Genomic DNA, 25,104 nt, shown 5'->3' with positions numbered 1-25,104 from the left:
GGTGTCCCTTGCGCCTGAGAAAGCTCCGCACGAAATCGGTCACGACGGCGGCTGTCACCGCCCTCGTCTGCACCACGGCCCTGCTCGAAGCCTTCCCCGTCGCTGCCGCCGACGGGACGTTCACCGCCGATCCGCTGGCCACCTGGCAGACGAACGGCATCGTCTGGTCGCTGGCCTCCGCGAACGGCGTCGTCTACGTCGGAGGCACCTTCGACTCGGTCCGCCCGCCCGGTGCCGAGCCCGGCCAGGGCGAGGTGGAACGCCACAACTTCGCCGCCTTCGACGCGGTGACGGGCAAGCTGCTGCCCTGTGCCCCGTCCTTCACCGGCCTGGGTCGCACCGTGCGGGCCATGAAGGCCTCGGCGGACGGCCGCGTGCTGTACGTGGGCGGTTCCTTCAACCGCGTCAGATCCACCAGCGTGGCCAGCGCGGTCGCCCTCAACACCGCAGGCTGCTCGCTGCGCGAGAGCTTCCGCCCGGCGGTGTCCGCCACCGTGCGGGCCATCGACGTGACGGACAGCGCGGTGTACCTGGGCGGTGACTTCGGCCGCGTCGACGGCAAGGTGAGGCAGCGTGTCGCCGCCATCTCCCCCAAGGGCTCCCTGCTGCCCTTCTCGGCGAACCTCGACCACCCGGTGCGCGCCCTGTCGGCCGCGACCTCGCACGGGCGCGTCTTCGTCGGAGGCGACTTCGAGACGGCCAACGGACGCCAGGACCGTTCGCTGGTCGCCCTGAACCCCACCACCGGCGGGACGGTGCTCTCCTATCCTGGATGGTTCCCGTCCCAGTCGTCGGTGAAGGCCATCGCGCGCGACAGCACCCGCTTCTACGTGGGCGCCGAGGGCCACGGCCGGGGCATCTTCGACGGCCGCATCGCCGGCCGGCTGACGAACAACACCCTTCTGTGGAGGGACACCTGCCGCGGCGCCACCCAGGACCTGCTGCCCTACAAGGGCGTCCTGTACAGCGCCTCACACGCGCACGACTGCGCCGAGACGCCCGGAGGGTTCCCCGAAAGGGGAGACCGGCAGCACCTGCTGGCCCAGCAGCTCAACGACCGCAGGATCCTGCACTGGTTCCCCGACACCAACGACGGACTGGGCGAACACGTGGGTCCCCGCACCCTGGAGGTGGGACGCGGCATCCTGTGGGCGGGCGGCGAGTTCACCACGGTCAACAACAAACCGCAGCAGGGCCTCACCCGCTTCGGGAGCCGCGACACCGGAGCGCCGATGGTTCCCGCCCTCTCGGTGGCCGACACCGACCCCGGCAGGGTCACCCTCGCCTGGCGCACCTCATGGGACCGGGACGACGCCGAGCTGACGTACAAGATCTACCGGGACGGGAAGCTCGTGGCACGGCGGACCAAGTCGTCCGCCTACTGGGACCGTCCGCGGATGAGCTACACCGACTCCGTGGCCGCGGGCACGAGCCACCGGTACGCGATCGAGGTGACGGACGGGACGAACACCTCGCCCAAGTCCGCCGCCCTGAGCGTGACCGTGCCGAAGGCGGAGGAGCGGGCCGCGGGTGAGACGCGGTGACCCGCATCGGATTCGCCCCCGGCGTCTACGACCTGTTCCACGTCGGGCACCTCAACATCCTGCGTGAGGCACGCCGGCACTGCGACCGTCTCGTCGCGGGGGTGACCTCCGACGACCTTGCCGCACGCCTGAAGGGCAGGCTGCCCGTCGTTCCGCTCGCCGAGCGCCTGGACATCGTCCGTAGCGTGCGTTACGTGGACGAGGCCGTCGTGGAGGCGGACGTCGACAAGCTGAAGACATGGAAGCGGGTCGGTTTCCACGTCATCTTCAAGGGTGACGACTGGCGGGGAACCCCCAAGTGGGAAGAGCTCGAGCGCCGCTTCGCCCCGGTCGGTGTCGAAGTCGTCTACTTCCCGTACACCGTGCACACCTCCAGCACCCTGCTGCGCGGCGCCCTGCAGCTGCTCTCGGCGCACGAGCCGACGGAGATGCCCTCAGCGCAGCTCGCGGAACCACTTCACCAGGAAGGCGGCCATGAACAGGACATGGGCGAGCAGCAGCGCGCAGTACACCGAAAGGAAGACCTCCTGACTCCCCAGGAATAGGAAGCTGACGCAGGTCAGGCCGTAGTCGACCGGGAGGAGCAGCACGGATCTCAGTGCTGGGACCGGCCCAGTCGGCGCCGGGACATCACCCGGTGTCCGCCGCTTGAGCTTGTCCGTCAGAATCCCGGCGAAGAAGATCACCACGGCCGCGAGCTGGAACAGCATCGGTGCCAGGAGAAACTCCGGGCCGGGCAGGGAGAAGAACCGGTAGAACGACACCAGCACCACCAGGTGGAGGGCGACGATCTTGACGCAGTCCAGGACATGGTCGAGCCACTCGCCCGACGGGCTCCCCGAGCGCTGACCCCGCGCCAGCTGACCGTCGGCCGCGTCCAGGGCGAACCCCACGGCCAGGGCCGCGCCGACGCAGGCCGCCATCGTCGGCCCGGGTGGCAGCAGAGCCACCGCGGCCAGGGCCGGGAAGGTGAACAGGGCGCCGAGCACGGTCAGCTGATTCGGCGTCGCCCCCACCCGGTAGGCCAGCGCGGCCAGTACACGACCGGCCGGACGGTTGATGAACAGGGTGTAGAGCGACACCCCCTTCGCGGGCTTCTGTGCCGCCGACAGCTGTCTGAGTACCGCAGTAAATTCTGACATTATCCTCCTTTATGGGGCAAAACGTTAGAGGGAAGGCAATCATGACAGAAAGGGGAGGTTCCGTGTCTCGTGTGAGCCGTCGTCAACTTCTGCGTGGCGGAGCGACGGTGCTGGCCGCGACGGCCCTGACAGCCCACAGCGCATCCGCCGCCGTGGGGCCGGAGGGCACTCCCGGCCCACCGGCCGGCCCCTTTGAACCCTGGCGAGGGCGTCCCTCCGGCGACCCGCTGCTCCGAGTGATCGATGTGACCCAGCTCGGCGCGGTGGGCGACGGACGGACCGACGACAGCGCGGCGTTCGAGCGTGCCTACCGTCTCGCCGCCACCCAGGTCTCCGGCGGCGTCGGACGCACGGTGATCTGGATTCCCGCCGGCGAGTTCCTCATCACGCGTCCGAACGCGCTGATGAACGGAGTCGCTCCGCTGCGGCCGGCCAACGGTCTGCGCTTCGTCGGGGCGGGCAAGCGCATGACCACCCTCGTCTTCCGCCCGAATGCCGGCCCGGGCTCCTATCTGTGCCGCAACGAGGACATCTGGTCGAACGTCTCCTTCGAGCGCATGCAGTTCCGCTCGGCCACACCGGGTGCCTCCTTCTTCAGCTCGTACTCCACCGGGCAGGCGCAGGACTACCGGTTCTCCGAGTGCGAGTGGATGGGGGAGTGGGAGTTCGGGCTCGCCCTGGAGGGTACGGACACCAACTCGGAGATGCGGTGGGAGGCGTGCCGGGTCGGCGGCAGCTACCGCCGGGCCTTCCTGTACTCGGGTCTGACCCGGCGCGGGCAGGCGGACGCCAACGACCAGGACCAGTTCCTCAACTACTGGTTCACCGACATGAAGGTCGAGTACGAGTGGGGCAACTTCCTCGAGTTCCCCTACGGCGGATCGATCACCTGCCGGGGCGGCTCGTACATCATCACCGGCACCCGCCCGGTGAGCACCGAGGAGTACGGCGTCAGCAGCACGTTCTTCCGCTTCCCCGTCGCCCAGCACCATGACTCGGTGCAGCGGTTCCACGCTCAGGACATCCGGTTCGAGGTGCGCAACCCGAACGTGCGGATCATCGACAGCGAATGGAGGAGCGGAACGATCCACTTCAGCGACTGCGACGACACCGGGCTCGCCTTCCGGGACTTCTCCGCCGACGTGCGCCCGCACCGCTACTCGGTGGGGCCGCGAGGGCCGTTGATCCGCTACGACTCCTGCCAGTTGGTGGGCCGCCACGAATACCGGACCGACGGCCGGCAGCATCCCCTGTCGACCGTCGCCCGCTACGACATGTGCCTGCTGCGCAGCCAAGCGGTGAGCGCGTTCCTGGTCGCCGACAGCACCGACAGCACCGACGGACCCGACTTCGTCAGCTTCGTCGACTGCCTGGACGTCCCCCGCACCGACGACACGCCCACGCAGGCCGACCCCGGCGGCCCGGTCTCCACGACCAGCCCGGTGGCACCCGGGAGCCCGCCGCCCGCCGGTGATGCCGCCGCCCCGCCCACCCCGAGCCCGCCGCCCTCCGCGGCGCCGGCGGCCGGCGGGTGATGCGTTCCGGACGCCGGCCCGCGGTGAGCCGCGCCGTCAGCGCACCACGCTCAGCGACAGCGCGAAGCGGTCCGCGCTGTCCGTCCACCAGTGCCGCAACTCCAGCCCGGCAGCGGCCAGTTCGGCGCCCACACCCTCGTTCCGGAACTTCGCCGACACCTCCGTACGCATCTCCTCGCCCGCAGTGAAGTCCACGGCGAGGTCGAGCGCGGGGACCTTCACGGTCTGCTCGGCGAGCGAGCGCAGCCGCATCTCGATCCACTCGTTCTCCGAGTCCCACAGCGCCACATGCTCGAAGGCGTCCGGGTCGAAGTCGGCGCCCAACTCGCGGTTGACGACGGTCAGTACGTTCTTGTTGAACGCGGCCGTCACCCCCGCCGCGTCGTCGTACGCCGGGACCAGCACCGACTCGTCCTTGACCAGGTCCGTGCCGAGCAGCAGCGCGTCGCCCGGTGACAGCAGGGCGCGGACCGAGGACAGGAAGCCGGCCCGCTCGGCGGGCAGCAGATTGCCGATCGTGCCGCCGAGGAACGCCACCAGCCGGGGCCCGGGCGTCCCCGGCAGCGCCAGACCGCCGGTGAAGTCGGCGATCAGGGCGTGCACGCCGAGCCCCGGCCGCTCGGCGATCAGCGCCTCGCCGGCCTGCCGCAGCGCGCTCTCACTGACGTCGACCGGAACATACGTCTCCAGCTCCGTCAGCGCGTCCAGCAGGTACCGCGTCTTCTCCGACGAGCCGGAACCCAGCTCGACCAGCGTGCGCGCACCGGTCACGGCGGCGATCTCCCCGGCCCGGGCGACGAGGATCTCGCGCTCGGCGCGGGTCGGATAGTACTCGTCCAACTCGGTGATCTGATCGAAGAGTTCGCTGCCGTGGGCGTCGTAGAACCACTTCGGCGGGAAGGTCTTGGGTGTGCGGGTGAGCCCGTGGAGAACGTCGGCGCGCAGGGCGGCCTCCGTGGCGTCCTCGGGCAGGGTGCGGGTGACCAGGAACGGACTCACGTACGAAGCTCCTCGGGTGGTACGGATGCCATGTCGCCGCTCGTGTCGCTCAAGTCCTGGAGCGGGGTGAGCCGTACCTCGGTGCGGCTCGCGATGACGAGGGTGCGGTCGGGTACCTCCTGCCAGCGGGGATCGTCGTCGTACGGTTCGGAGGCCACGACCGTGCGCGGGCCGGGCCCGGTGAGGTGGAAGAGGGTGTCGCCCCAGGTGGTCGCGGCGATCGTGGTGCCGTCGGTGAGCAGCAGGTTGAGCCGGGACCCGGGGGCCGCCTCGGCGACCTCCAGGACCGTCCGGGCCAGCGCCCGCCCGACGTCGTCACCGGCGCGCAGCCGGTGCAGCACCAGCGCCCACACGAACGCCGAGTCGCAGCGCGCCTCCATCGACAGCAACTCCTCGGCGGGCAGGGCCTGTACGAGCGGCGCGAGGGACCCCGGCCAGCCCTTCACCGCCCCGTTGTGCCCGAACAGCCAGGCACCTGCGGCGAACGGCGCCGCCGCGGCCTCCCCGTCGGCGCCCGCCACCGTCGCGTCCCGTACGGCGGCGAGCAGCGCGCCGGTCCGTACGACCCGGGCGAGGTCGGCGAAGGACGGGTCCGCCCAGACGGGCCCGGTACGGCGGTAGCGGGCCGGCACCGGATCGCCCTCCGCGTACCAACCCACCCCGAAACCATCGGCGTTGACGGTGCCGTACCGCTGGTGCCGGGGCGCCCACGACTGCCGGTACACCCCGTGCGGCGGCTCCACCACGAGACTGCCGATCGCCTCCGGGGGCCCCAGGTAGGCGAGTTGACGGCACATCAGACGGCCTCCGGGGTACGGGCTGTGCGGAACCCGGAGAAGATCTGCCGCCGGATCGGATAGTCCCAGTTGCGGAACGTCCCCCGGCAGGCCACCGCGTCCACGGCGAACGAACCACCGCGCAGCACCTTGTACTCGGGCCCGAAGAACACCTCCGAGTACTCCTTGTACGGGAACATGCTGAACCCCGGGTACGGCGCGAAGTCGCTCGCCGTCCACTCCCACACGTCACCGATCAACTGCCGTACCCCGAGCGGCGATTCACCGGCCGGATACGAACCGGCGGGCGCCGGACGCAGATGCCGCTGACCGAGGTTGGCGTGCTCGGGGCCCGGATCGGCGTCACCCCACGGGTAACGCGTCGAGCGGCCGGTCGCCGGGTCGTGCCGGGCGGCCTTCTCCCACTCCTCCTCGGTGGGCAGCCGGCGCCCGGCCCAGCGGGCGTACGCGTCCGCTTCGTACCAGCAGACGTGCACCACGGGCTCGTCGGGTGGTACCACCTCGGTGACCCCGAACCGCCGCCGCAGCCACTGCCCGCCGTCCCGGAACCAGAACTGCGGTGCGTACAGCGAGTGTTGGCGGACATGGGCCCAGCCGTCCGGTGTCCACCAGCGCTGGTCGTCGTAGCTGCCGTCATCGATGAACCGCTGATAGGCGGCGTTCGTCACCGGGACGGTGTCGATGAAGAAGGACGCCACCTCCCTCCGGTGCGCGGGCCGTTCGTTGTCCAGGGCCCACGGCTCGGCGGAGGTGCCCATCGTGAACGGGCCACCGGGGACCAGGACTTCGGCGGGACCGGTGAAGAGGGGAGCGGGCTCGGGATCGGGAGCGCCGAGAACCGCGGCCCCCTTCCTCAGCTGATGGGTGATCAGCATCGTCTCGTCGTGCTGCTGTTCGTGCTGGGCGATCATCCCGAAGGCGAACCCGGCCTCGGTCAGCCGTGCGCCCGTCCCCTCGAACGCGGCGCTCTCCAGCACGTCCAGGGCCCGGCCGCGTACCTCTGCCGCGTACTTACGGGCTTCGTCGGGCGGCAGCAGCGGCAGCGAGGGGCGTTCGGCGCGCGAGTGCTCGAAGGCGTCGTACAGGCCGTCGATCTCGGGCCGCATCGGCTCCCGCCCGGCGACCGCCCGCAGCAGCCACATCTCCTCCTGGTTGCCGATGTGCGCGAGGTCCCACACCAACGGGGACATCAACGGCGAGTGCTGGGCGGTGAGTTCGGGATCGTCCACGGTGGTGAGGAGCGCGGTTCGCGCCCGCGCGGTGGTGAGCGCCGCCAGGGCACGCTCCCGGAGTGTCTCCGGATCCAGGGCGGGGTCGGTCATGTGCGGAGATCCTTCCCGTACGAGTTCCCGTGCGCACGCCGGTCCGTGCCGCGTACGCGGTCGAGCAGGTCGTCGGCGGGGCAACGGCCCGGTATGACATAGCGGTCGAGATACGCGGCGACGGCGCCGACGACCTCCCGGCTCGCGCCGAGCCGGGGCAGTGCCTCCAGGGCGGCCGAGAAACAGACGACGGCCACCTCGTGCAGCTCCGGGTCGGTCAGTCCGTAGCGGGCCGCGTCGGCCCACAGCGGATTGTGCGGGGCGGGCAGCGACTGGGTGCGCTCGGCGAGCGGCTTGACCGCCCGGTAGGCCCGCTCGGCGGCCTCGGGGTCGTCGAAGAGCGCCGCCGTGACGGCGAGCGGGACGATCCAGCCGTCGTCGCCCGGCTGTGCGTCGATCATGCGCAGTTCGAGATGGCCACGCGGTCTGACCGGCGGGAACAGGGTCGTCAGGTGGTAGTCGAGGTCTTCCTGCGTCGGCGGCCGGGGCACCCCGGACCGGACCCACTCCCGGAACGTCAGCCCGTCCTCCGGCACGTCCCAGGGCCCGCTGTCCCGTCGTATACACATCACCGGGGCGTCGAGCACATGCTCTGCCCACGCGTGCCGCGGTTCGGCGTCCAGCGCGGGCGCCCCCGCCCGTCCGGCGCCGATCTCCATCCACAGCACCTGCCGGGTGGAACGCCAGCCGGTGGGGTCGCGCACGGCGAGCGGGGAGTTGGCGAAGGCGGCCACGAGGACCGCGCCGAGCTGGTGCGCGAGCCACCAGCGCCGTCCGTGCCCCAGGGGGCCGGGCTCCTCGTGACCGGCGTCGAGACACACCTGCACGGAGGCCGAGGTGCACATCATGGCGCGGCCGGCCGGGCCGGTGAGGTCGAGGGAGCGCTCCAGGGCGTCGTAACGCGGCTCGTGCAGGAAACGACGGGGCGGATGCCAGGGATCCTGGCCGATACCGACGAGACCGAGCCCGTCCTCGCGCAGAACAGCGCGGACGGCGTCCAGATCGGCGGAGACGGATCCGATGCACTCCATCAGGGTGTCGGCGGGAGCGGAACTGAGTTCCAGCTGACCGCCCGGTTCGACGGTGAGCGCCGACCTGAGAGGCAGGGTCCGCAGGGAAGCGTAGGCCGCTTCGAGCCGTGCGGGTGACACGGGGAGCTGCGGCTGACGCAGCTCATGGACGAGCCATTCCACCTCGACGCCGAGGGTACGGGGCGGTCCGGTCTTGAAACAGATTCCCCGGACGAGGGCTTCGACCTCGGCCTCGGAGAGGGCGGTGCGGCGTTTGGTACAGCCGCTCACCGAATCGGACATGTCGGAATCCTCCTGAGAGTCCACAGGCAGCGCTCGTCCCACCCAAACCCCTCACGCGAAATCGCACAAGGGTGCACATGGGCGCTTTCAGGACGGTGGATCTCCGTTTCCATGATGTTTCCAGGCCGTTCGCCGACCCGGGAAACTCTGTTGCACCGCATGTCCAGCATCACCCACGATGCCTGCATGAGCACGGCGGGGGAGCGAGTACCAGGCACGGTCATGGCGCACACGGGGGTGGCGCCATGAGCGCCCGCCTGCGCGACCTCGCGCGTGGTACGGAGGAGATCGTCGCGGCCGGTTCCTATCGAGCGTCCGACGGGCGTGAGGTACAACTCGCCGCGGCGATCAAGGCCGCCCGTACAGGCACCCGCCTGTACGGCCCGGCCCCACTGGACGTACCCCCGCCGGCCTCACTGTCCGCCACCTCCTTCGAGGTGACGGGCGAGAGCAGCCTGGAGGCCGCCCGCCGCCTCCCCGGCCCGGTGGCGGTCCTGAACTTCTCCTCGGCCCGCAACCCGGGCGGCGGCTACCTGAACGGCGCCCAGGCCCAGGAAGAGGCCCTGTGTCGAGCCTCGGCGCTGTACACGTGTCTGACGGCGGTGCGCGAGTTCTACGACCACCACCGCACCCACCGCGACCCGTTCTACACGGACCGCGTCATCCACTCACCCGGGGTCCCGGTCTTCCGTGACGACCGTGGCCACCTCCTGGACACCCCGTACACGGCGGGCTTCCTGACCTCGGCGGCCCCGAACGCGGGGGTGATCCGACGAACGTCCCCGGAGCGCGAGGCGGCCGTCCCACAGGCCCTTGCATCACGTGCGGAACGGGTCCTGGAAGTGGCCGCGAGGGAGGGCTACCGCCGCCTGGTCCTGGGCGCATGGGGCTGCGGAGTCTTCCAGAACGACCCGCGCATTGTGGCGGAAACGTTCAGAGACCTGCTGGTGGGCGGCCGTTTCGAGGGCAGATTCGAGAGGGTGGCGTTCGCAATCCTGGACCGCACGAGGGCCGCGACAACAAGGGCCGCATTTGAACATACGTTCGCTGGAGTGAGCGCCCCCTAGGGCGCGGCGGGCTTTTAGGGGCGCGGGGAACTGCGCGACCAGCCCCCACCGACCCGCGCTACGAGAACAACCTCACCGCCACCCGTACCGCTCCTGCAACCGCCGGACAACAGAGTTGAACCGCATACGATCCAACGCACAGGCCTCCCGCCGCATCCCGTCCTCGAACAGCCGCAGCACCCGATCCACGTCAACCCACGAATCGCGCCCGGTCCGGTCCCAGGGCCCGCTGCCGATCGGAACCCACTCCCGATCCCCGTCATGCCGCTTACTGGACAACTGCACGGCAAGAAACGTCCCGGCGGCCTCCCGAGCGACGACAAGGACGGGCCGGTCCTTCCCCCTCCCGTCGTTCTCCTCAAAAGGCACCCAGGTCCACACGATCTCCCCGGGATCGGGATCCCCGTCGTGGGCGGGCGAGTACTCCGTACGCACCCGCCCCACATCGCGAGGATCGGCCTCGGTGGTGGCGGAGGGGCCAAAACGCCCCGGAACATCGGCATCGGGAAAGGCAGTCACGAGGCTCACGTTAGAGCCTGCGGACTGCCCTTCCACGCATCACCCCTAGTCCTTCTCCACCGCCACCTTCTGTACTTCAGGACCCGCCAGCCCGTTCAGCGCCGAAGTCCCGTTCGCCGCCTGCCCGTTCTGGTTCATGGACGCGAGCAGCTGCCGTGCGAGGCCCAGCCCCGTACCGCCCATCGTGAGCGCCTTGGCGAGCATCTCCGCCATACCGTCGGCCCCGTTGAGCACCACCATGTTGTCCACGCTGCCGAACGCGGACGCACCGGCCTTCACGATCTCCGGCCAGTTCTCGGCGAGTTGCTGCGCGACCACGGCCTCCTGGTTCTCCGCGAGCGCGGCGGCCCGCGCCTTGATGGCCTCCGCCTCCGCGAGGCCCTGCGCACGGGTGGCCTCGGCGGCGGCGAGGCCCTTGGCCTGAGATGCGGCGGCCTCCGCCTCACCGGTGGCCTTGGTCGCCATCGCGGCGGCCGCACCCCGTGCCTTGGTCGCCTCGGCCTCGGCGGTCGCGGCCGTCGTGACCCGGTTCGCCTCGGCCAGGGCCGCCAGCTCGGTCTCCTTGGCCTTGGCCTGCGCCGCCGAGATACGCGCGTCGCGCTCGGCCTCGGCCCGCGCCCGGGTCTCGTAGGCCTGCGCGTCGGCCGGCTTGCGGACGTCCGCCTGGAGCTGCTGTTCCCGGCGCAGGGCGTCGAGCTCGGCGATACGGGTCTCCTGGATGACGACGTCCTGCCGGGCGGCGGCATCGGCGAGCGGTCCGGCCTGGCGGGCCTTCGCCGCCGCCTTGTCGCGCTCGGCCTGGTACCCGGCCTGGAGGATCTCGCTGTCCCGCGTCGCCTCCGACATCCGCGCCGCGGCCTTCTGCTCGGCCTCGGTGGCGAGCCGGTTCGCCTCGGCCTGCGCGATCCGCGCGTCCCGCTGGACGGCGGCGGCGTGCGGCATGGCGAGGTTCTTGATGTACCCGGTCGGGTCCTCGATCTCGTGGATCTGGAGGGAGTCGACGATCAGCCCGAGCTTCTCCATTTCGGTGCCGCACGCGGCCCGGGTCTGCCCGGTGAGCTTCTCCCGGTCGCGGATCATGTCCTCGACGGTCAACCCGCCGACGATGGACCGCAGATGACCCGCGAACACGTTGTGCACGCGCTCCGACATCATCTTCTGCTGGTCGAGGAACCGGCGGCCCGCGTTGGCGATCGACACGAAGTCGTCGCCCACCTTGAAGATGACCACGCCCCGCACCTTGAGCGGAATGCCCTGGGTGGTCACACAGTCCACGTGCAGCTCGGTCTCGTTGAGGTCGAGCGAGATCTTCCGCACCGCCTGCACCCCGGGCAGTACGAGGGTGCCGCGCCCCGTGACGATCCGGAACCCCATGCCTTCCTCAAGGCCTTCGGTCCTGTGCTTGGAACCGGAGATGATGAGTGCCTCGTTGGGTTCAGCGACCCGCCACATCATCTTGAACACACCGATGAGTGCGAGGACGGCAACTACCGCGACCCCCGCAACGACGCCGATGAACATCGGCATTCGCCCCCTTTGCATGGTGCCCTTTCGGCACCGAACGAAGGCAAGGGTGCTCCTGTGCGAGTCAGGGGTACAGAAGCAGACGAATCCTTGTTGCAAGCTTGACGCACACGTGATCATCCGCAGACGAATCGGTCACCCGGTGTGCCCGGCCGGACTCAACTGTCGTACGCGGCGGTGACGTAGACCGTCCGGGGCGGCAGGTACTCCACGACCATCACCACAGTCCCCCGCTCGATACGGTCCTGCGCGGCGGCGGGATACGCCAGGAAGTGCTCGGCCCCGCCGCGCACCCGGACGATCACCTCGCCGACCAGCCCCGGTCCGATCGTGCCGGTCACCCGCCCCATCAAGCCGACCATCGGCGCGTCGTCCATGGTCACAGCGTACGGGCCGAAGCCCCCTTATGCCGCTGCCGAGTCGGCGACGGGTTCGAACGGCGGCCACCGTTCGTGCCAGCGCAGGTCGGCCTCCAACTGCGCGGCCAGCGAGACGAGCAACGGCTCACTGTTCGCCGGCCCGAGCAACTGGGCGCCCACCGGAAGCCCCTCACCCACGAACCCCGCCGGGACGTTCACCCCGGGCCAGCCCAGCACGTTCCACGGCCAGGCGTACGGACAGGCGGCGATCATCGCGCGGTCGGTCGCCAGGCCGTTCAGCGGCAGCATCTCCCCGATGCGCGGCGGGGGAGCGGCCGTGGTGGGCGCGAGGATCACGTCGTACGAGGAGAAGAGGGCGCCGATCCGCCGCTGCAGGGCGGACTCCGCCCGTCGGGCCAGCCGCAGCGGAGGCCCGCCGAGCAGCCGGCCCAGCCGGGCGGCGTCCCGGGTGCGCCGGTCGAGCAGCGCGGGGAACGGAGCCTCGCGGACCCGCTCGGCGAGACCGGCGGTGGCGCGGGGGATGAAAGTGAGCCCGATCTGCCCGTACGCCGGGTCGGCCTCCTCGACCGTGTGGCCCAACGAGGCCAGTTTCTCGGCGAGTTGGACGATCCTGGTCCGTACGTCGGGCTGGAGCCGGGCGGGCAGCGCGGTGAACGGCGGTTTGAGGGAGAGCGCGATGCGCAGCCGCCCGGGGTCGCGGCCGGCCGCCTCCGATGCACTGATCGTCGGCGGCTGGTGCAGGTCCCGTACGTGGTTGCCGCTCGCCGCGTCCAGCAGGAGGGCCGCGTCCGCGACCGTACGGGCCAGGGTGCCGTTGACCGTGATGCCCTGGAAGGACTCGGGGCGCGGCCAGGTCGAGACGCGTCCGCGCTGCGGCTTGATGCCGATCAGATGGGTCCAGGACGCGGGAATGCGCACCGAACCGGCGCCGTCCGAGCCGAGGGCGGCGGGGACCAGGCCCGCGGCGACGGCAGCGGCCGAACCGCCGGACGAGCCGCCCGGGGTGTGGCCCTGGTGCCAGGGGTTGCGGGTGGCGCCGAAGGCGGGGCCCTCGGTGAACGGCCACTGGCCCAGCTCGCAGGTGTTGGTCTTGCCGATGACGATCGCGCCGGCCGCGCGCAGCCGCCGTACCGCCTCGCCGTCCTCGGCCACCGGCGGGAACTCGCCCGGGCAGCCGAACGCGGTCGGCTCGCCCGCCACATCCGTGTCGTCCTTCACGGCCACCGGTACGCCGAGCAGTCTCCGGCGCCCGCCCGCCGCCAACTCCCGGTCGGCCGCGTCGGCTTCGGCGAGCGCGGCCTCGGCCCGTACGAGCCGAAAGGCGTTGAGGGTGCCCTGTGTCGCCCCGATCCGGGCGAGGGTCTGCTCGACGAGCGCCCGGGAGGTCACCTCGCCGGCGGCCAGCGCACGGGCGCACTCCGCGAGTCCGGCGGCACGCTCGGCAGTCATACGGACACCTCCGTCGCACACCGTCGCGCCGCGGCGGCGTGTTCCCCATAGCTATTTCACAGCTTCCTACCGAACGGTAACGGCTGGCGGGGCGGCGTGGTGCGGTATGTCGAATGTGGCGTGGCCGGGCGGAAGTTCACAGGTCCGGAGCGTGTCGGAAGTATTGACGTGCGCACGACTCGGACCTACGGTCTGACCGATTTACCGAACCGCGTTCGCAATCTCGAACGTGGAGCCGTCGGTTGGATCACCAAGGAGCCGCACGTGACCAGACCCACCCCCAGCCCCTCCCGCCGCAGCCTCCTGCGCGCGCTGGCCGCTCTGCCCGCCTCGGCGCTCGTCCTGGGCGAGTTCCCCGGACTGCTCGGCACCGCCGCCGCGGCGGCCCCGCCCAGCGGCTCCGCCACGCGCTACACCATCGTGCCGTTCCTCAACAGCAACGACGGCACGGTGAACGTCTACCAGTCCGACGACGCCACCGACTTCCGGCTCGTGCAGTCCTCGGCCTACACCCCGCCGAGCAACCGCATCCGCGACGCGAGCGTGTTCAAGCACACCAACGGCTACTACTACGTCACCTACACCACGCACACCTGGCAGGACACCAGCACCACCATCGGCTTCGCCCGCAGCTCGGACCGCGTCAACTGGACCTTCCTGTACGACTACACGGTCCCGATCACCAGTCTGTCCCGCGCGTGGGCGCCCGAGTGGTTCGTCGACAGCGACGGCAGCGTCAACATCATCGTGTCCTGCTCGGTGACCAGCGACGAGTGGATCTTCACCCCGTATCTGCTCAAGGCGACCAACTCCGCGCTCACCGCGTGGAGTTCACCGGTGGCCCTGTCCGGCATCGGCTCGAACCACATCGACACGTACATCGTGAAGAGCGGCTCGACCTACCATGCCTTCACGAAGAACGAGACGACGAAGTACATCGAGTACGCCACCGCGACCAGTCTCGCCGGCCCCTACACGATCTCGAAGACCGGCAACTGGGCCGGCTGGGGCAGCTACCGCGAGGGTCCCTCCGTGATCCAGCTCGACAACGGCGGCTGGCGGATCTTCTTCGACGGCTACGGCGACGGGTACTACTACTACAGCGACAGCTACGACACGTTCGCCACCTGGACCGCTCCCAAGGCACTGCCCGTGGTGTCCGGCACGGCACGCCACTTCACCGTCATCAAGGAGACGGTCAGCGGCGGCCCGACCCTGTCGAAGGGTGTCACACGGTCCTTCCAGTCGGTCAACTACTCGACGCGGTACTGGACAGTGGAGTCCTCCCTGCTCAACCTCCCCGTGGTGAGCAGCTCCAGCACCACCGCGGTCAAGACGGCGGCCACCTTCACGGTGGTGGCGGGCCTGGCGGACGCCAACGGCTACTCCTTCAGGGACAGTTCGGGCAACTACCTCCGCCACTACAACTACCGTGCCCGCTTCGACGCCAACGACGGCACGACGACCTTCGCGAAGGACGCCACGTTCATCGCCCGGACGGGCACGGCGTCGGGCTCGATCCGCTTCGAGTCGTACAACTACCCCGGCTACTTCCTGCGCCACTACAACTACCAGCTGCGCGTGGACGTGACGGACGGCACGGACACCTTCCGCCAGGACAGTTCGTTCGTGCCGGTGACGGCCTGGGCGTAACCGCTGTCGGGCCTATGCGCGCCCCAAATGCCGCATGGTCAGGGCCAGTTGCAGTCTGAGCCGGCCCTGCGGGGTACGGACGGGCCACCCGAGCAGTGCCTCGGCGTGGCCCAACCGGTCCTGGAGCGTGGAGTGGTGGACGTTGACCTCGACGGCGGCTCCCCGCAGGCTCGCCGTCGAGGCGACGGCGTGCAACGTCGCCAGCATCCAGGGGGCGTCCGCGACCGCCGCCTCCAGCGCCTGTACGTCGGGCGGCGGATCGGCCCCCGGCACGACCAGCTCGGCGAGCAGCCCGATGCCGCCGAGCTCGTCGGCGTACACGACCCGGGGTCCGGGGGAGTGCGGGGTGCCGTCGGCGGTGAACCGGAGCGCGGTGCGGGCGCCGGTCCAGGAGCCGGGCAGTTCGAGCACCGGCACGGCGGGGCCGACACCGACCCGGCCGGGTGGGAGGGCGGGGTCGGGGGATCTGACGTGATCCGGTGAGTCAGGGCCGCCCTCGACGGGGGCGGGCCTGCGCAGGGCGGCAGCCGCCAGGATGCGGGGCGGGCCGTCGAGCGGGGCGACCGCGCGGGCCGGGGAGGCAGGGTCCAGGCCGAGCGCGCGGGCCGCGTGCAGCCGTACCGGCTCGGGGGCGGTGGGGTCGAGGAGGGTCTCGACGAGCGCGGGGTCGTCGGCGCGGGCGGCCGGGGCGCGGCCACGGGTGCGGTCGAGGACGGTACGGATGGCTGCCGCCGCGCGTTCCAGGATCACCGCGTCGACGACGCTGGGGGCTTCCGCTCGCTCCAGCCACAGGGCAGGGGCGCCGTCCGGTGAGAGTGGGGCCGACGGCCACGCGGGGTCGGGCGGCTGGTCCGTGTCGCGGCGGCGGCCGTCGGTCTCGACGCGGAGGTGCACGCGTCGGCCGGCGTCGGCGAGGCGGGCGGGGCAGCCGGACAGGACGGCGGCGCCGCGCACCAGTGCCTCCAGGCCGGCGCGGTGCTCGGCGAGGCGGTCGAAGTAGGCGATGACCTGGACGGCGGCACCGGCGTCCGGGTCCAGCGCGGTGAGGCGCCCCGCCAGCTCTTTCATGCCCCCATGGTGCCAGTTGCTCCGCAGGTTGTGCGGTTTCTTGTCTGCGGGCCCGGTGGGGGCTGGCCGCGCAGTTCCCCGCGCCCCTGGGGGGCTGCGCCCCCGGGCCGTGGGGTCCCTGGCTCGGTGGTCTGCTGCGGGTCCGCTGGGGTTGGTCGCGCAGTTCCTCGCGCCCCTGGGGGGCTGCGCCCCCGGGCCGTGGGGTCCCTGGCTCGGTGGTCTGCTGCGGGTCCGCTGGGGCTGGTCGGGCAGTTCCTCGCGCCCCTGGGGGGCTGCGCCCCCTGGTCCCCGACCCGCCATTGGGCTGCTGGTTTGGTGTTCTGGTGCGGGTTCGGTGGGGGCTGGTCGCGCAGTTCCCCGCGCCCCTATGGGGGGCTGCGCCCCCATTCCCCCGCGCCTCTGGGGGTGCTGTCCCCGCCCCTGCCTGTGGGGCTGGCCCGCGCCCCTTGAGGGCGCTTGTCGCCCGGGTCGTGGCGCTGGGGGGCGGAGTAAGGGCCCTTGGTGGGGCGCAGCCCCCCAAAGGGGCGCGGGGAACTGCGCGGCCAGCCCCCACCGGGCCCGCAGAGGACAACCGTCCCCCGCGCCCCCCTTACTCCGCCAGCAGCCTCCGCAGCCACGCCAGCTGGGCCGTCTGGCAGGCCTGGGAGAGGGCGGCCTGGGGGGCGAAGCCGTCGAAGCCGTGGAAGCCGCCCGGCCAGACGTGCAACTCGGCGGAGCCGCCTGCCTGCCACAGGCGGGTGGCGTAGGACACCACCTCGTCGCGGAATGTCTCGGCGGAGCCTACGTCGAGGAAGGCCGGGGGCAGGCCGGTCAGGTCCTCCGCGCGGGCCGGGGCGGCGTACGGGGAGACGTCCGGGCCGCCGCGCTCCGCGCCGAGCAACGCCGTCCAGCCCGTCTCGTTGGCCGTGCGGTCCCACACGCCGAGCCCCGCCATCTGGTGCGAGGAAACGGTGTCGTTGCGGTCGTCGAGCATCGGGCACAGCAGCAGCTGCCCGAGGGGGCGGGGGCCCTTGCGGTCCCTGAGGAGCAGCGCCAGCGCCGCCGTCAGGCCACCGCCCGCGCTGGCGCCGGCGATGACGATCCGCTCCGGGTCGCCGCCGAGCTCGGCGGCGTGGTCCGCGGTCCACAGCAGTCCGGCGTAGACGTCGTCGACGGGTGCGGGGTGCGGGTGTTCCGGCGCCAGGCGGTACTCGACCGACACCACCACCGCGCCCAGCTCCTTGGCCCACCGCAGTGCGGCGTCCACGCCCACGCGGTTGTTGCCGATGACCATGCCACCGCCGTGGACGTGGTAGATCACGGGGAGTGGATTCTCTGTCGCCGGAGCGGTCGGGCGACAGATCAGCAGCGAGATGTCGGGCGCGTTCTCGGGGCCCGGCACGACCCGGTCCTCGACCTCGAAGGCCCCGTCCAGCGTCAGGTCCAGGTCCGCCAGCATCGCGAGACCGGGCCCGTTGCGGGTGGCCTCGATCTCGTCCATGGTCAGCCGGGGCGGCACCGCGTCCTTGAGCATCTCCAGGACGGCGGCGAGTTCGGGGTCGAACGGCGGTGGCGTAAGCGTCATTGCCTCTGCTCCTCATGCTGCGTGCGGCGGCTCGTACGAGGATGATCCGCGCGCCCACCCGACTCCGGAGGGCCGCCGTCCGGCGGGACTTGCCCGCCATTCGGCGGGTAGCCCGGTCGGCCCAGCCTCGGCCGGAACCCTACACACGCTGGTGACCTGGGATTTTGCCAGGTAATGAGCCGTTGTTCACCCCTTCGGGGTGGAAGTGATCTCTGACGATGACAACGCTGCCATTGCCCATCTTTTCTTTGGAGTACCTGTGAACGTCTCTTTCGCCGTCTGGGCGCTGACCATCGTGGCCCTGTGCCTCCTCGTCGCCGTCGACTTCTTCATCGGCCGCAAGCCCCACGACGTGTCCCTGAAGGAGGCCGGCACCTGGACCGTGGTGTGGGTGGTCCTCGCCTGCCTGTTCGGGCTCGGGCTGCTGATCTACGGCGGGGCAAAGCCCACCGGCGAGTTCTTCGCCGGGTACATCACCGAGAAGTCGCTGAGCGTCGACAACCTCTTCGTCTTCGTCCTGATCATGGGCAAGTTCGCGGTGCCCTCGCAGTACCAGCAGCGCGTGCTGATGGTCGGCGTGCTCGTCGCCCTCGTGCTGCGGGCCGGGTTCATCGCGGCCGGCGCGGCGATCATCTCCACGTTCTCGTGGGTGTTCTACCTCTTCGGCGCCTTCCTCATCTGGACCGCCTGGAAGCTCGTCCAGGACGCCAAGAAGGGCTCGCACGAGGAGGGGGCCGAAGAGTACGAGGAGAACAAGCTGCTCAAGATGGCGGAGGAGAAGTTCGGCGTCGCCGATCGGTACCACGGGACCAAGCTGTTCATCGTCGAGAACGGCAAGCGGATCATGACGCCGATGATGGTGGTCATGCTCGCGATCGGGTCCACGGACGTCCTGTTCGCGCTCGACTCGATCCCCGCCATCTACGGGCTGACCCAGGACCCGTACATCGTCTTCACCGCCAACGCCTTCGCCCTGATGGGCCTGCGCCAGCTGTACTTCCTCATCGGCGGCCTCCTGAAGAAGCTCGTCCATCTCTCGTACGGCCTGTCGATCATCCTCGGCTTCATCGGGGTGAAACTGGTACTGCACGCGCTGCACGAGTCCGGCGTCCACGTGCCGGAGATCTCCATCCCCTTCTCGCTCGGCTTCATCGTCCTCGTCCTGGCCGTCACGACCGTGACGAGCCTGCGGGCCTCGAAGAAGCAGGAGGAGGCCGCGGCCGAGGCCAATGCCCGGGCTTGACTTCGTGTGTGCTCCAAGAACTAGCGTCGCTCGGGGGAACACCGGAACACCGCTGGATGCAGGCGAACGGAGACGGACATGCGGCTCGGCGTGCACATCAACAGGTTCAACCACTCCTCGGGTGCCGCAGCGCTCGGCCCCGAACTGGCGGCGGCCGGTGCCGCGGCCGAGGCGGCGGGCGTCCACCGGCTCACGGTCATGGACCACTACTTCCAGATGGAGTTCAACGGCGGCGCCGAGGACCCCATGCTGGAGGCCTACACGACCCTCGGCTTCCTCGCCGCCCACACCTCCACGATCCGCCTCGGCGCGCTCGTGACCGGGGTGACGTACCGCCATCCCGGACTGCTCGCCAAGATCGCCACCACGCTCGACGTGCTGTCCGGCGGCCGGGCCACCCTCGGCATCGGGGCCGCCTGGTACGACCGTGAGCACGCGGGGCTCGGGGTGCCGTACCCGGCGACGGCCGAGCGGTTCGAGCGGTTGGAGGAGACCCTGCGGATCTGCCTCCAGATGTGGGACCAGGACGACAACGGTCCCTTCGAGGGCACCCACTACCGGCTCGCCGAGACCCTCTGCGTCCCGGCGCCCGTCAGCTCCCCGCACCCGGAGATCATGATCGGCGGCGGGGGAGAGCGGAAGACCCTGCGCCTGGTCGCCCAGTACGCGAACGCCTGCAACCTGTTCGCCTCCAGTCCGGAGGAGGTCGGGCACAAGCTCGACGTCCTGCGCGGCCACTGCGACAGCGTCGGACGCCCGTACGACGACATCACCAGGACGCTGGTCTACATGGGCGAGGCGCTGGCCGAGAACGACGTCGACGGCTTCGTCCGGGACATCGAGGGCTACGCGAAGTTCGGCATCGAGACGGTGATGCTGGGACCGCACACGGGCGAACCGGCCGCGTGGATCGAGCAGTTCGTGGCCCCGGCGGTGCGCCGCGCGGCCGAACTGGGCTGAGACCGGGGCACCAGGGACCAAGGGCGCAGGAAAGAGGGCTCGAAGCAGGCAGGAAAGAGGGCCCGGAGGAGACAGGAAAAAGGGCCGGAGCCCGTGCGGGGCTCCGGCCCTTCCTCATGTGTACGTCGTCAGGCGTACGTCGATCAGGCGGCGGCGGGCGTGGCCTGGCCGTGGATCAGACCGATGACCTCGGTCAGCTGCGCGGCGACCTCGGCGTCGTCGGCCGGGTGGGTCTCGGCGAAGCGGACCACGGAGCCGGGGATGGAGAGCTTGACGTCCTCAAGGACCTTGGCGCCGGCGATGCCGACGGCCTTGCGGGTCTCGTCCTGCGCCCAGACGCCGCCGAACTGGCCGAAGGCGGTGCCGACCACGGCGACCGGCTTGTCGGCGAGGGCGCCGGCGCCGTACGGGCGGGACAGCCAGTCGATGGCGTTCTTCAGGACGGCCGGAATCGTGCCGTTGTACTCGGGGGAGAAGAGCAGCAGGGCGTCGGCGGTGCCGGCGGCCTCACGCAGCGCGGCGGCGGCGGCCGGGACGCTGCCCTCGACGTCGATGTCCTCGTTGTAGAACGGGATGTCGGCAAGGCCTTCGTACAGCACGACCTCGGCGCCCTCGGGGGCGAGCTTCACGGCGGCCTCGGCGAGCTGACGGTTGTGGGAACCGGCGCGAAGGCTGCCGACGAGAGCAAGGATGCGAACAGACATGGGGGACTCCACAGAGGCTGTACAGGGGGCTGAAACACTGTCGTTACGATCCGGACCGAGGTCCGTTTAAAGTTGTAGCATCTAAACGGACCAGGGTCCAGTTTCATTCCTGGGCGTTACGCTGGCTTCATGTCCGAGTCCCTGCCGCCCTTCCCGAAGCCCCTGGGGTGGGCCGACGAACCCCGTTTGCTCGAACTGGGCGCCGGTGTCGGCCCCGAGGTCGATGAGCCGTGCCTGCGCGCCGACGCCGCGCGCAACCGTGCCCGGCTGCTGGAGGCCGCCGCGCAGCTGGTGGAGCAGTGCGGTGTGGGATGCGTCACCATGGAAGCGGTGGCCGCCGCGGCGCAGGTGGGCAAGGGGACCGTGTTCCGGCGCTTCGGGGACCGCACCGGTCTGCTGTTGGCGCTGCTCGACCACTCCGAGAAGAAGCTCCAGGCCGCCTTCCTGTCCGGCCCGCCGCCGCTCGGGCCGGGAGCGCCGCCGGTAGAGCGGCTGCGCGCGTTCGGTGTCGCGGTGCTGCGCCGGACCGTGGACGAACTGGAACTGCAACTGGCCGCCGAGGGCGAACCGGGCCGCCGCTTCGCTTCCGCACCCCGCATGGTGCTGTCCGGGCACGTCACGCTGCTGCTGCGGCAGGCGATTCCGGAAGCCGACTGCGAACTTCTCGCGAAAACGCTGATGGGATATCTGGATCCGGCCCTTGTCCACCACTTGACCAAGCAGTGCGGGATGCCGACGGCGCGGCTGGAGGCGGGCTGGATGGACCTCGTCGACCGGATCGCGGGCGGTACGCCTTCGTATTGAGCGCGAGTTTCGGCCAATCGGCAGGCGGGTGCTCCGGCCTGCATGGGTGGTCAACCAGTGCAATCCGTCCGGGACTTGGGGCTGGCTGTCCGGAAAGCGCGTTCGGTGTGCGGCTGTTCGGGGTGAGGCCCTGAATCCGTGAGCCAGCAGGCCTCGGCAATCCGGAAACGATCTTTGGGTGATCTTTCTGAAGCGTTTCAATAAAGCGCTTTCCCCAAGCGCTTTCGTCAACCGCCTTTGCTTCCGGATCGATTGCGAAGTTCCCCCGCTCCGACCCTTGCCCCGAGCTTCTGCAAAGATGCCGTACGTCATGGTGCAGATACCGAATTCGGCCGCCCCGGCGGCGCCCCAGCCACGCTCCGTGCCCACGAGCGCGGATGTGGCCCGCCTGGCCGGCGTCTCGCGCGCAACCGTCTCCTACGTCCTCAACAACACCAGTGCCGTCCGGATCAGCGAACCCACCCGCCGCCGCGTCCACGAGGCCGCGGAGGAACTCGGGTATGTTCCGCACGCGGCGGCCCGCAGCCTGCGGGCCGGCCACAGCCGGATGGTCCTGATGCCCGCCCCGAGCGTGCCGGTCGGCCCGCTCTACAGCGGGTTCATCAACGAACTCCAGTGGGCGCTCAGCCGCCTCGACTACACCGTCGTGCAGTACGCCTCCGTCGGACTGCGCGGGGACGAGGCCGCCCGGGCCTGGGCCGAACTGCGGCCCGCCGCCGTCCTCGTGCCAGTCGGCGGGCTCGGACCGCAGGGCGTGGCCGTCCTCAAGCGCTCCGGCGCGCGGGCCGTCGTCACGCTCGGTTCCGAGCGCATCGAGGGCGCGCACAGCCTGCTCATCGACCACGAGGGTGTCGGCCGCACGGCGGGCGCCCACCTGTACGCCCGTGGCCGTCGCCGGATCGGCGTCGTCGTGCCCGAGGAGCCGGGCCTGAAGGTCTTCTCCAAGCCCCGTCTCGACGGGGTGCGCGGCGCGGTGGAGGGCACGGACGCCTCGGTGACCGTGCTGCCGCTCGCCTACGAGGAGGAGTCAGCGGCCCGCCTCGCCGCCCGCTGGCCCGAACTCGGCCTGGACGCCGTCTTCGGGTTCAACGACGAGTACGCGATGCTCCTGATGCGCGCCCTCCAGGACGAGGGCGTCACCGTCCCCGACGACACGGCGCTGGTCGGCGCCGACGACCTGATCCTCGGCCGGCTGCTGCGGCCCAGACTGAGCACGGTCCACATCGAACTCCCGGCCGGGAAGGACCTCGCCGAACTCGTCGACCGCGCGGTGCGCAATCCCGGCGCAGCGCCGGAGACCCACCACGTCCTGGGCGCGACACTCGTCCACCGCGACTCCAGCTGAGCCGCTGCGCTGGGCTGTGGGGTCGGGTGCGTGAGGTTTGGGGTTCTCCGCGGGCTGGTGGGGGCTGGTCGCGCCCCGCGGCGGAGCCGCTGATCGAGTACAGCCTCGCGCCCCTTTGGGGGGCGTCTGAGCGCTGCCCCTCGGTGTGGTGCTCGTCCGTCGTGACTTCGGGCGAACCGTTGCGCGGGGCGGCGGGGGTGGGTGCGTGAGGTTTGGGGTTCTCTGAGGGCCGGTGGGGGCTGGGCGCGCAGTTCCCCGCGCCCCTGTAGGGCGCGTCTGAGCGCTGCCCCCTCGGTGTGGTGCTCGTCCGTCGTGACTTCAGGTGAACCGCTGCGTGAGGTCAGGGGTTCGCCGCGGGCCGGTGGGGGCTGGGTGCGCAGTTCCTCGCGCCCCTGTGGGGCGTGTCTCCGTGACCGGCTGTTTGGCTGTGGTGGGACTGGTGTGTGCGGGGGAAGTGCCGTTGCTTTGCGTCGGCCCGATTCGGCTGACAGGCCATAGGATGTTGCACGCTCAACCAGATGGGGATGCCGTCGAACACCGGGCACCGCGTGCTGCTCTGCCGTGCGCCGGATCACCGCATCCCGCTGCGCGGCCGACGGACGGCCGCGAAACCACACGGGACCCGCGTTCGCTCCGCGCGTCCCGCCGGTGACTGATCGGAGAGCCGCAATGCCGTTGCTCGACCCCAAGACCTGGCAGTCCCACGCCGCCCGTCCCCTGTCGGGCCCCGAGTACACCGTCACCGAGCCCGCCACCGGCGAGGCGCTCGGCACGGTCGTGCTCGCCACCGGTGAGGACGTCGGACCGGCCGCGCAGGCCGCCCGTACCGCCCAGGCGGCATGGGCACACACCCCGCACTTCGTCCGTGCCGGAGTGCTCCGCAAGGCCGGGGACCTCTTCGCCGCGCACGCCGAGGAACTGCGCGACTGGATCGTCCGCGAGTCCGGATCGATTCCCGGCAAGGCCGAGTTCGAGCTGCACGTCGCCGCCCAGGAGTGCTACGAGGCCGCCGCCCTCGCCTCCCGCCCCGCCGGACAGGTGCTGCCCTCCGAGGCGCCCCGGCTGTCCTACACCCGGCGCGTGCCCGTCGGAGTGGTCGGCGTGATCTCGCCGTTCAACGCCCCGCTGATCCTCTCCATCCGTTCCGTCGCCCCGGCCCTCGCGCTCGGCAACGCGGTCGTCCTGAAGCCGGACCCGCGTACGGCGGTCTGCGGCGGGCTGTCCCTGGCCGCGATCTTCGCCGAGGCGGGACTGCCCGAGGATCTGCTGCACATCCTTCCGGGCGGGCCCGACGCGGGTCAGGCCCTGGTCGCCGACCCGCTCGTCCCCGTCATCTCCTTCACCGGCTCCACGGCGGCGGGCCGCGCCGTCGGCGAGGCGGCCGGCCGTCACCTCAAGCGCGCGCACCTCGAACTCGGCGGCAACTCCGCCCTGGTCGTCCTGGAGGACGCCGACCTCGACGCGGTGATCTCCACCGCCGCCTGGGGCTCCTTCTTCCACCAGGGCCAGATCTGCATGACGACCGGCCGCCACCTCGTCCACCAGTCGCTGTACGGGGAGTACGTCGAGCGGCTCGCCGCCAAGGCCGACTCCCTCGCCGTCGGCGACCCGCACCGCGCCCAGGTCCACCTCGGGCCGATCATCGACGGCGCCCAGCTCGCCAAGATCCACGGGCTGGTGGAGTCCAGCACGGCGAGCGGTGCGAGGCTTGCGGCCGGTGGCACGCACGAGGATCTCTTCTACCGGCCGACCGTTCTCGCCGACGTCGACGACAGCACCCCCGCGTACGCGGAGGAGGTCTTCGGGCCGGTCGCGCCCGTACGTTCGTTCGCGACCGCCGACGAGGCCGCAGCGCTTGCGGCAGTCGGCCCCTACGGGTTGTCGCTCGGCATCGTCACTCGTGACACCGCGCGCGGTCTTGACCTCGCCGAGCGCATTCCGACCGGGATCGTCCACATCAATGACCAGACGGTCAATGACGAGGCCGTGGCGCCGTTCGGTGGGGTCGCCGCGTCCGGCACCGGTGCGCGGTTCGGTGGGGAGTCGAACCTGGAGGCGTTCACGGACGTGCGGTGGACCACTGTGCGGGGGGATGTGGCGCCGTACCCCTTCTAGAACGCCTCCGGTGCGCTGTCGGCCGCGGGCCCGGTGGGGGCTGGTCGCGCAGTTCCC

The 25,104-nt window shown here is 70.9% G+C and carries 21 protein-coding genes and 1 pseudogene; 10 read left to right on the top strand and 12 right to left on the bottom strand.

Annotation, left to right across the window (positions count from 1 at the left end; all coding sequences use genetic code 11):
- The first annotated feature begins 8 nt into the window (after positions 1-8).
- Together ACFYXF_RS17665 and ACFYXF_RS17660 are read left to right on the top strand one after the other, a co-directional pair.
- A complete protein-coding gene (locus ACFYXF_RS17665) occupies positions 9-1,544 on the top strand; it encodes a fibronectin type III domain-containing protein (protein WP_389350496.1) in 1,536 nt (511 codons plus the stop codon).
- A pseudogene (locus ACFYXF_RS17660) lies at positions 1,541-1,951 on the top strand (adenylyltransferase/cytidyltransferase family protein); the annotation flags it as partial. The gene ACFYXF_RS17665 and the pseudogene ACFYXF_RS17660, both read left to right, overlap by 4 nt.
- Positions 1,952-1,978: 27 nt before the next feature.
- Here ACFYXF_RS17660 and ACFYXF_RS17655 read toward each other — a convergent pair.
- Positions 1,979-2,686 carry a CDP-alcohol phosphatidyltransferase family protein gene (locus tag ACFYXF_RS17655; protein ID WP_389350495.1) on the bottom strand — a complete coding sequence of 236 codons (708 nt, stop codon included), beginning with the start codon at positions 2,684-2,686 and terminating at the stop codon, positions 1,979-1,981.
- Positions 2,687-2,757: 71 nt separating this feature from the next.
- Here ACFYXF_RS17655 and ACFYXF_RS17650 point away from each other — a divergent pair, with 71 nt between their 5' ends.
- Positions 2,758-4,221, top strand: coding sequence for a glycosyl hydrolase family 28-related protein (locus ACFYXF_RS17650; RefSeq protein ID WP_389350494.1), 1,464 nt, complete (start codon positions 2,758-2,760; stop codon positions 4,219-4,221).
- Positions 4,222-4,257: 36 nt separating this feature from the next.
- Here the strand turns inward: ACFYXF_RS17650 and egtD are convergent, their stop codons facing one another.
- From egtD to egtA, 4 genes are read right to left on the bottom strand one after another with little or no spacing between them, the layout of a single operon-like run.
- Positions 4,258-5,220 carry an L-histidine N(alpha)-methyltransferase gene (gene egtD, locus ACFYXF_RS17645; protein ID WP_389350493.1) on the bottom strand — a complete coding sequence of 321 codons (963 nt, stop codon included), beginning with the start codon at positions 5,218-5,220 and terminating at the stop codon, positions 4,258-4,260.
- Positions 5,217-6,017, bottom strand: coding sequence for an ergothioneine biosynthesis protein EgtC (gene egtC / locus ACFYXF_RS17640; protein ID WP_235472885.1), 801 nt, complete (start codon positions 6,015-6,017; stop codon positions 5,217-5,219). Before egtC ends, egtD begins: the two co-directional genes overlap by 4 nt.
- Positions 6,017-7,339, bottom strand: a complete 1,323-nt coding sequence (egtB, locus tag ACFYXF_RS17635) for an ergothioneine biosynthesis protein EgtB (RefSeq protein ID WP_389350492.1) — start codon at positions 7,337-7,339, stop codon at positions 6,017-6,019. The genes egtC and egtB overlap by 1 nt, the downstream gene beginning before the upstream one ends.
- Positions 7,336-8,652 carry an ergothioneine biosynthesis glutamate--cysteine ligase EgtA gene (gene egtA, locus ACFYXF_RS17630; protein ID WP_389350491.1) on the bottom strand — a complete coding sequence of 439 codons (1,317 nt, stop codon included), beginning with the start codon at positions 8,650-8,652 and terminating at the stop codon, positions 7,336-7,338. The genes egtB and egtA overlap by 4 nt, the downstream gene beginning before the upstream one ends.
- 245 nt (positions 8,653-8,897) lie before the next feature.
- On the opposite strand from egtA, the gene ACFYXF_RS17625 reads away from it, so the two are divergent.
- Complete coding sequence (locus ACFYXF_RS17625; protein WP_389350490.1) at positions 8,898-9,719, top strand: TIGR02452 family protein; 822 nt, start codon at positions 8,898-8,900, stop codon at positions 9,717-9,719.
- A gap of 72 nt (positions 9,720-9,791) precedes the next feature.
- Here the strand turns inward: ACFYXF_RS17625 and ACFYXF_RS17620 are convergent, their stop codons facing one another.
- From ACFYXF_RS17620 to ACFYXF_RS17605, 4 genes are all read right to left on the bottom strand, one after another.
- Entirely contained in the window at positions 9,792-10,238 is a 447-nt protein-coding gene (locus ACFYXF_RS17620; protein WP_389350754.1) for a type II toxin-antitoxin system PemK/MazF family toxin, read from the bottom strand.
- A gap of 45 nt (positions 10,239-10,283) precedes the next feature.
- Positions 10,284-11,765 carry an SPFH domain-containing protein gene (locus ACFYXF_RS17615; RefSeq protein ID WP_389350489.1) on the bottom strand — a complete coding sequence of 494 codons (1,482 nt, stop codon included), beginning with the start codon at positions 11,763-11,765 and terminating at the stop codon, positions 10,284-10,286.
- A gap of 155 nt (positions 11,766-11,920) precedes the next feature.
- Positions 11,921-12,145, bottom strand: a complete 225-nt coding sequence (locus tag ACFYXF_RS17610; protein ID WP_369032243.1) for a hypothetical protein — start codon at positions 12,143-12,145, stop codon at positions 11,921-11,923.
- 21 nt (positions 12,146-12,166) lie between these two features.
- A complete protein-coding gene (locus ACFYXF_RS17605) occupies positions 12,167-13,591 on the bottom strand; it encodes an amidase (RefSeq protein WP_389350488.1) in 1,425 nt (474 codons plus the stop codon).
- Between the two features lie 264 nt (positions 13,592-13,855).
- Between ACFYXF_RS17605 and ACFYXF_RS17600 the strand changes: the two genes are divergently transcribed.
- The gene (locus ACFYXF_RS17600; protein ID WP_389350487.1) at positions 13,856-15,244 is read left to right on the top strand and encodes an AbfB domain-containing protein; all 1,389 of its coding nucleotides are present in this window, start codon (positions 13,856-13,858) and stop codon (positions 15,242-15,244) included.
- Between the two features lie 12 nt (positions 15,245-15,256).
- On the opposite strand, the gene ACFYXF_RS17595 is transcribed toward ACFYXF_RS17600, so the two are convergent.
- Positions 15,257-16,312, bottom strand: a complete 1,056-nt coding sequence (locus ACFYXF_RS17595) for a helix-turn-helix domain-containing protein (RefSeq protein WP_389350486.1) — start codon at positions 16,310-16,312, stop codon at positions 15,257-15,259.
- A gap of 589 nt (positions 16,313-16,901) precedes the next feature.
- A complete protein-coding gene (locus tag ACFYXF_RS17590) occupies positions 16,902-17,876 on the bottom strand; it encodes an alpha/beta hydrolase (RefSeq protein WP_389350485.1) in 975 nt (324 codons plus the stop codon).
- A 259-nt stretch (positions 17,877-18,135) separates the two neighbouring features.
- On the opposite strand from ACFYXF_RS17590, the gene ACFYXF_RS17585 reads away from it, so the two are divergent.
- Together ACFYXF_RS17585 and ACFYXF_RS17580 are read left to right on the top strand one after the other, a co-directional pair.
- Positions 18,136-19,119: a TerC family protein gene (locus tag ACFYXF_RS17585; RefSeq protein WP_389350484.1), complete on the top strand. Its 984-nt coding sequence runs from the start codon at positions 18,136-18,138 to the stop codon at positions 19,117-19,119.
- Positions 19,120-19,197: 78 nt separating this feature from the next.
- Positions 19,198-20,079: an LLM class F420-dependent oxidoreductase gene (locus ACFYXF_RS17580; RefSeq protein ID WP_389350483.1), complete on the top strand. Its 882-nt coding sequence runs from the start codon at positions 19,198-19,200 to the stop codon at positions 20,077-20,079.
- Positions 20,080-20,222: 143 nt separating this feature from the next.
- On the opposite strand, the gene ACFYXF_RS17575 is transcribed toward ACFYXF_RS17580, so the two are convergent.
- Complete coding sequence (locus ACFYXF_RS17575) at positions 20,223-20,783, bottom strand: NAD(P)H-dependent oxidoreductase (protein ID WP_389350482.1); 561 nt, start codon at positions 20,781-20,783, stop codon at positions 20,223-20,225.
- 129 nt (positions 20,784-20,912) lie between these two features.
- Here ACFYXF_RS17575 and ACFYXF_RS17570 point away from each other — a divergent pair, with 129 nt between their 5' ends.
- From ACFYXF_RS17570 to ACFYXF_RS17560, 3 genes are all read left to right on the top strand, one after another.
- Positions 20,913-21,587 carry a TetR/AcrR family transcriptional regulator gene (locus tag ACFYXF_RS17570; RefSeq protein WP_389350481.1) on the top strand — a complete coding sequence of 225 codons (675 nt, stop codon included), beginning with the start codon at positions 20,913-20,915 and terminating at the stop codon, positions 21,585-21,587.
- A 310-nt stretch (positions 21,588-21,897) separates the two neighbouring features.
- Positions 21,898-22,932 carry a LacI family DNA-binding transcriptional regulator gene (locus ACFYXF_RS17565; RefSeq protein WP_389350480.1) on the top strand — a complete coding sequence of 345 codons (1,035 nt, stop codon included), beginning with the start codon at positions 21,898-21,900 and terminating at the stop codon, positions 22,930-22,932.
- A 669-nt stretch (positions 22,933-23,601) separates the two neighbouring features.
- The gene (locus ACFYXF_RS17560) at positions 23,602-25,047 is read left to right on the top strand and encodes an aldehyde dehydrogenase family protein (protein WP_389350479.1); all 1,446 of its coding nucleotides are present in this window, start codon (positions 23,602-23,604) and stop codon (positions 25,045-25,047) included.
- Positions 25,048-25,104 lie beyond the last annotated feature (57 nt).

The sequence above is a fragment of the Streptomyces sp. NPDC002680 genome (assembly GCF_042889145.1).
Lineage (GTDB): Bacteria > Actinomycetota > Actinomycetes > Streptomycetales > Streptomycetaceae > Streptomyces > Streptomyces adonidis.
This window is presented reverse-complemented; position numbering and strand designations above follow the sequence as displayed.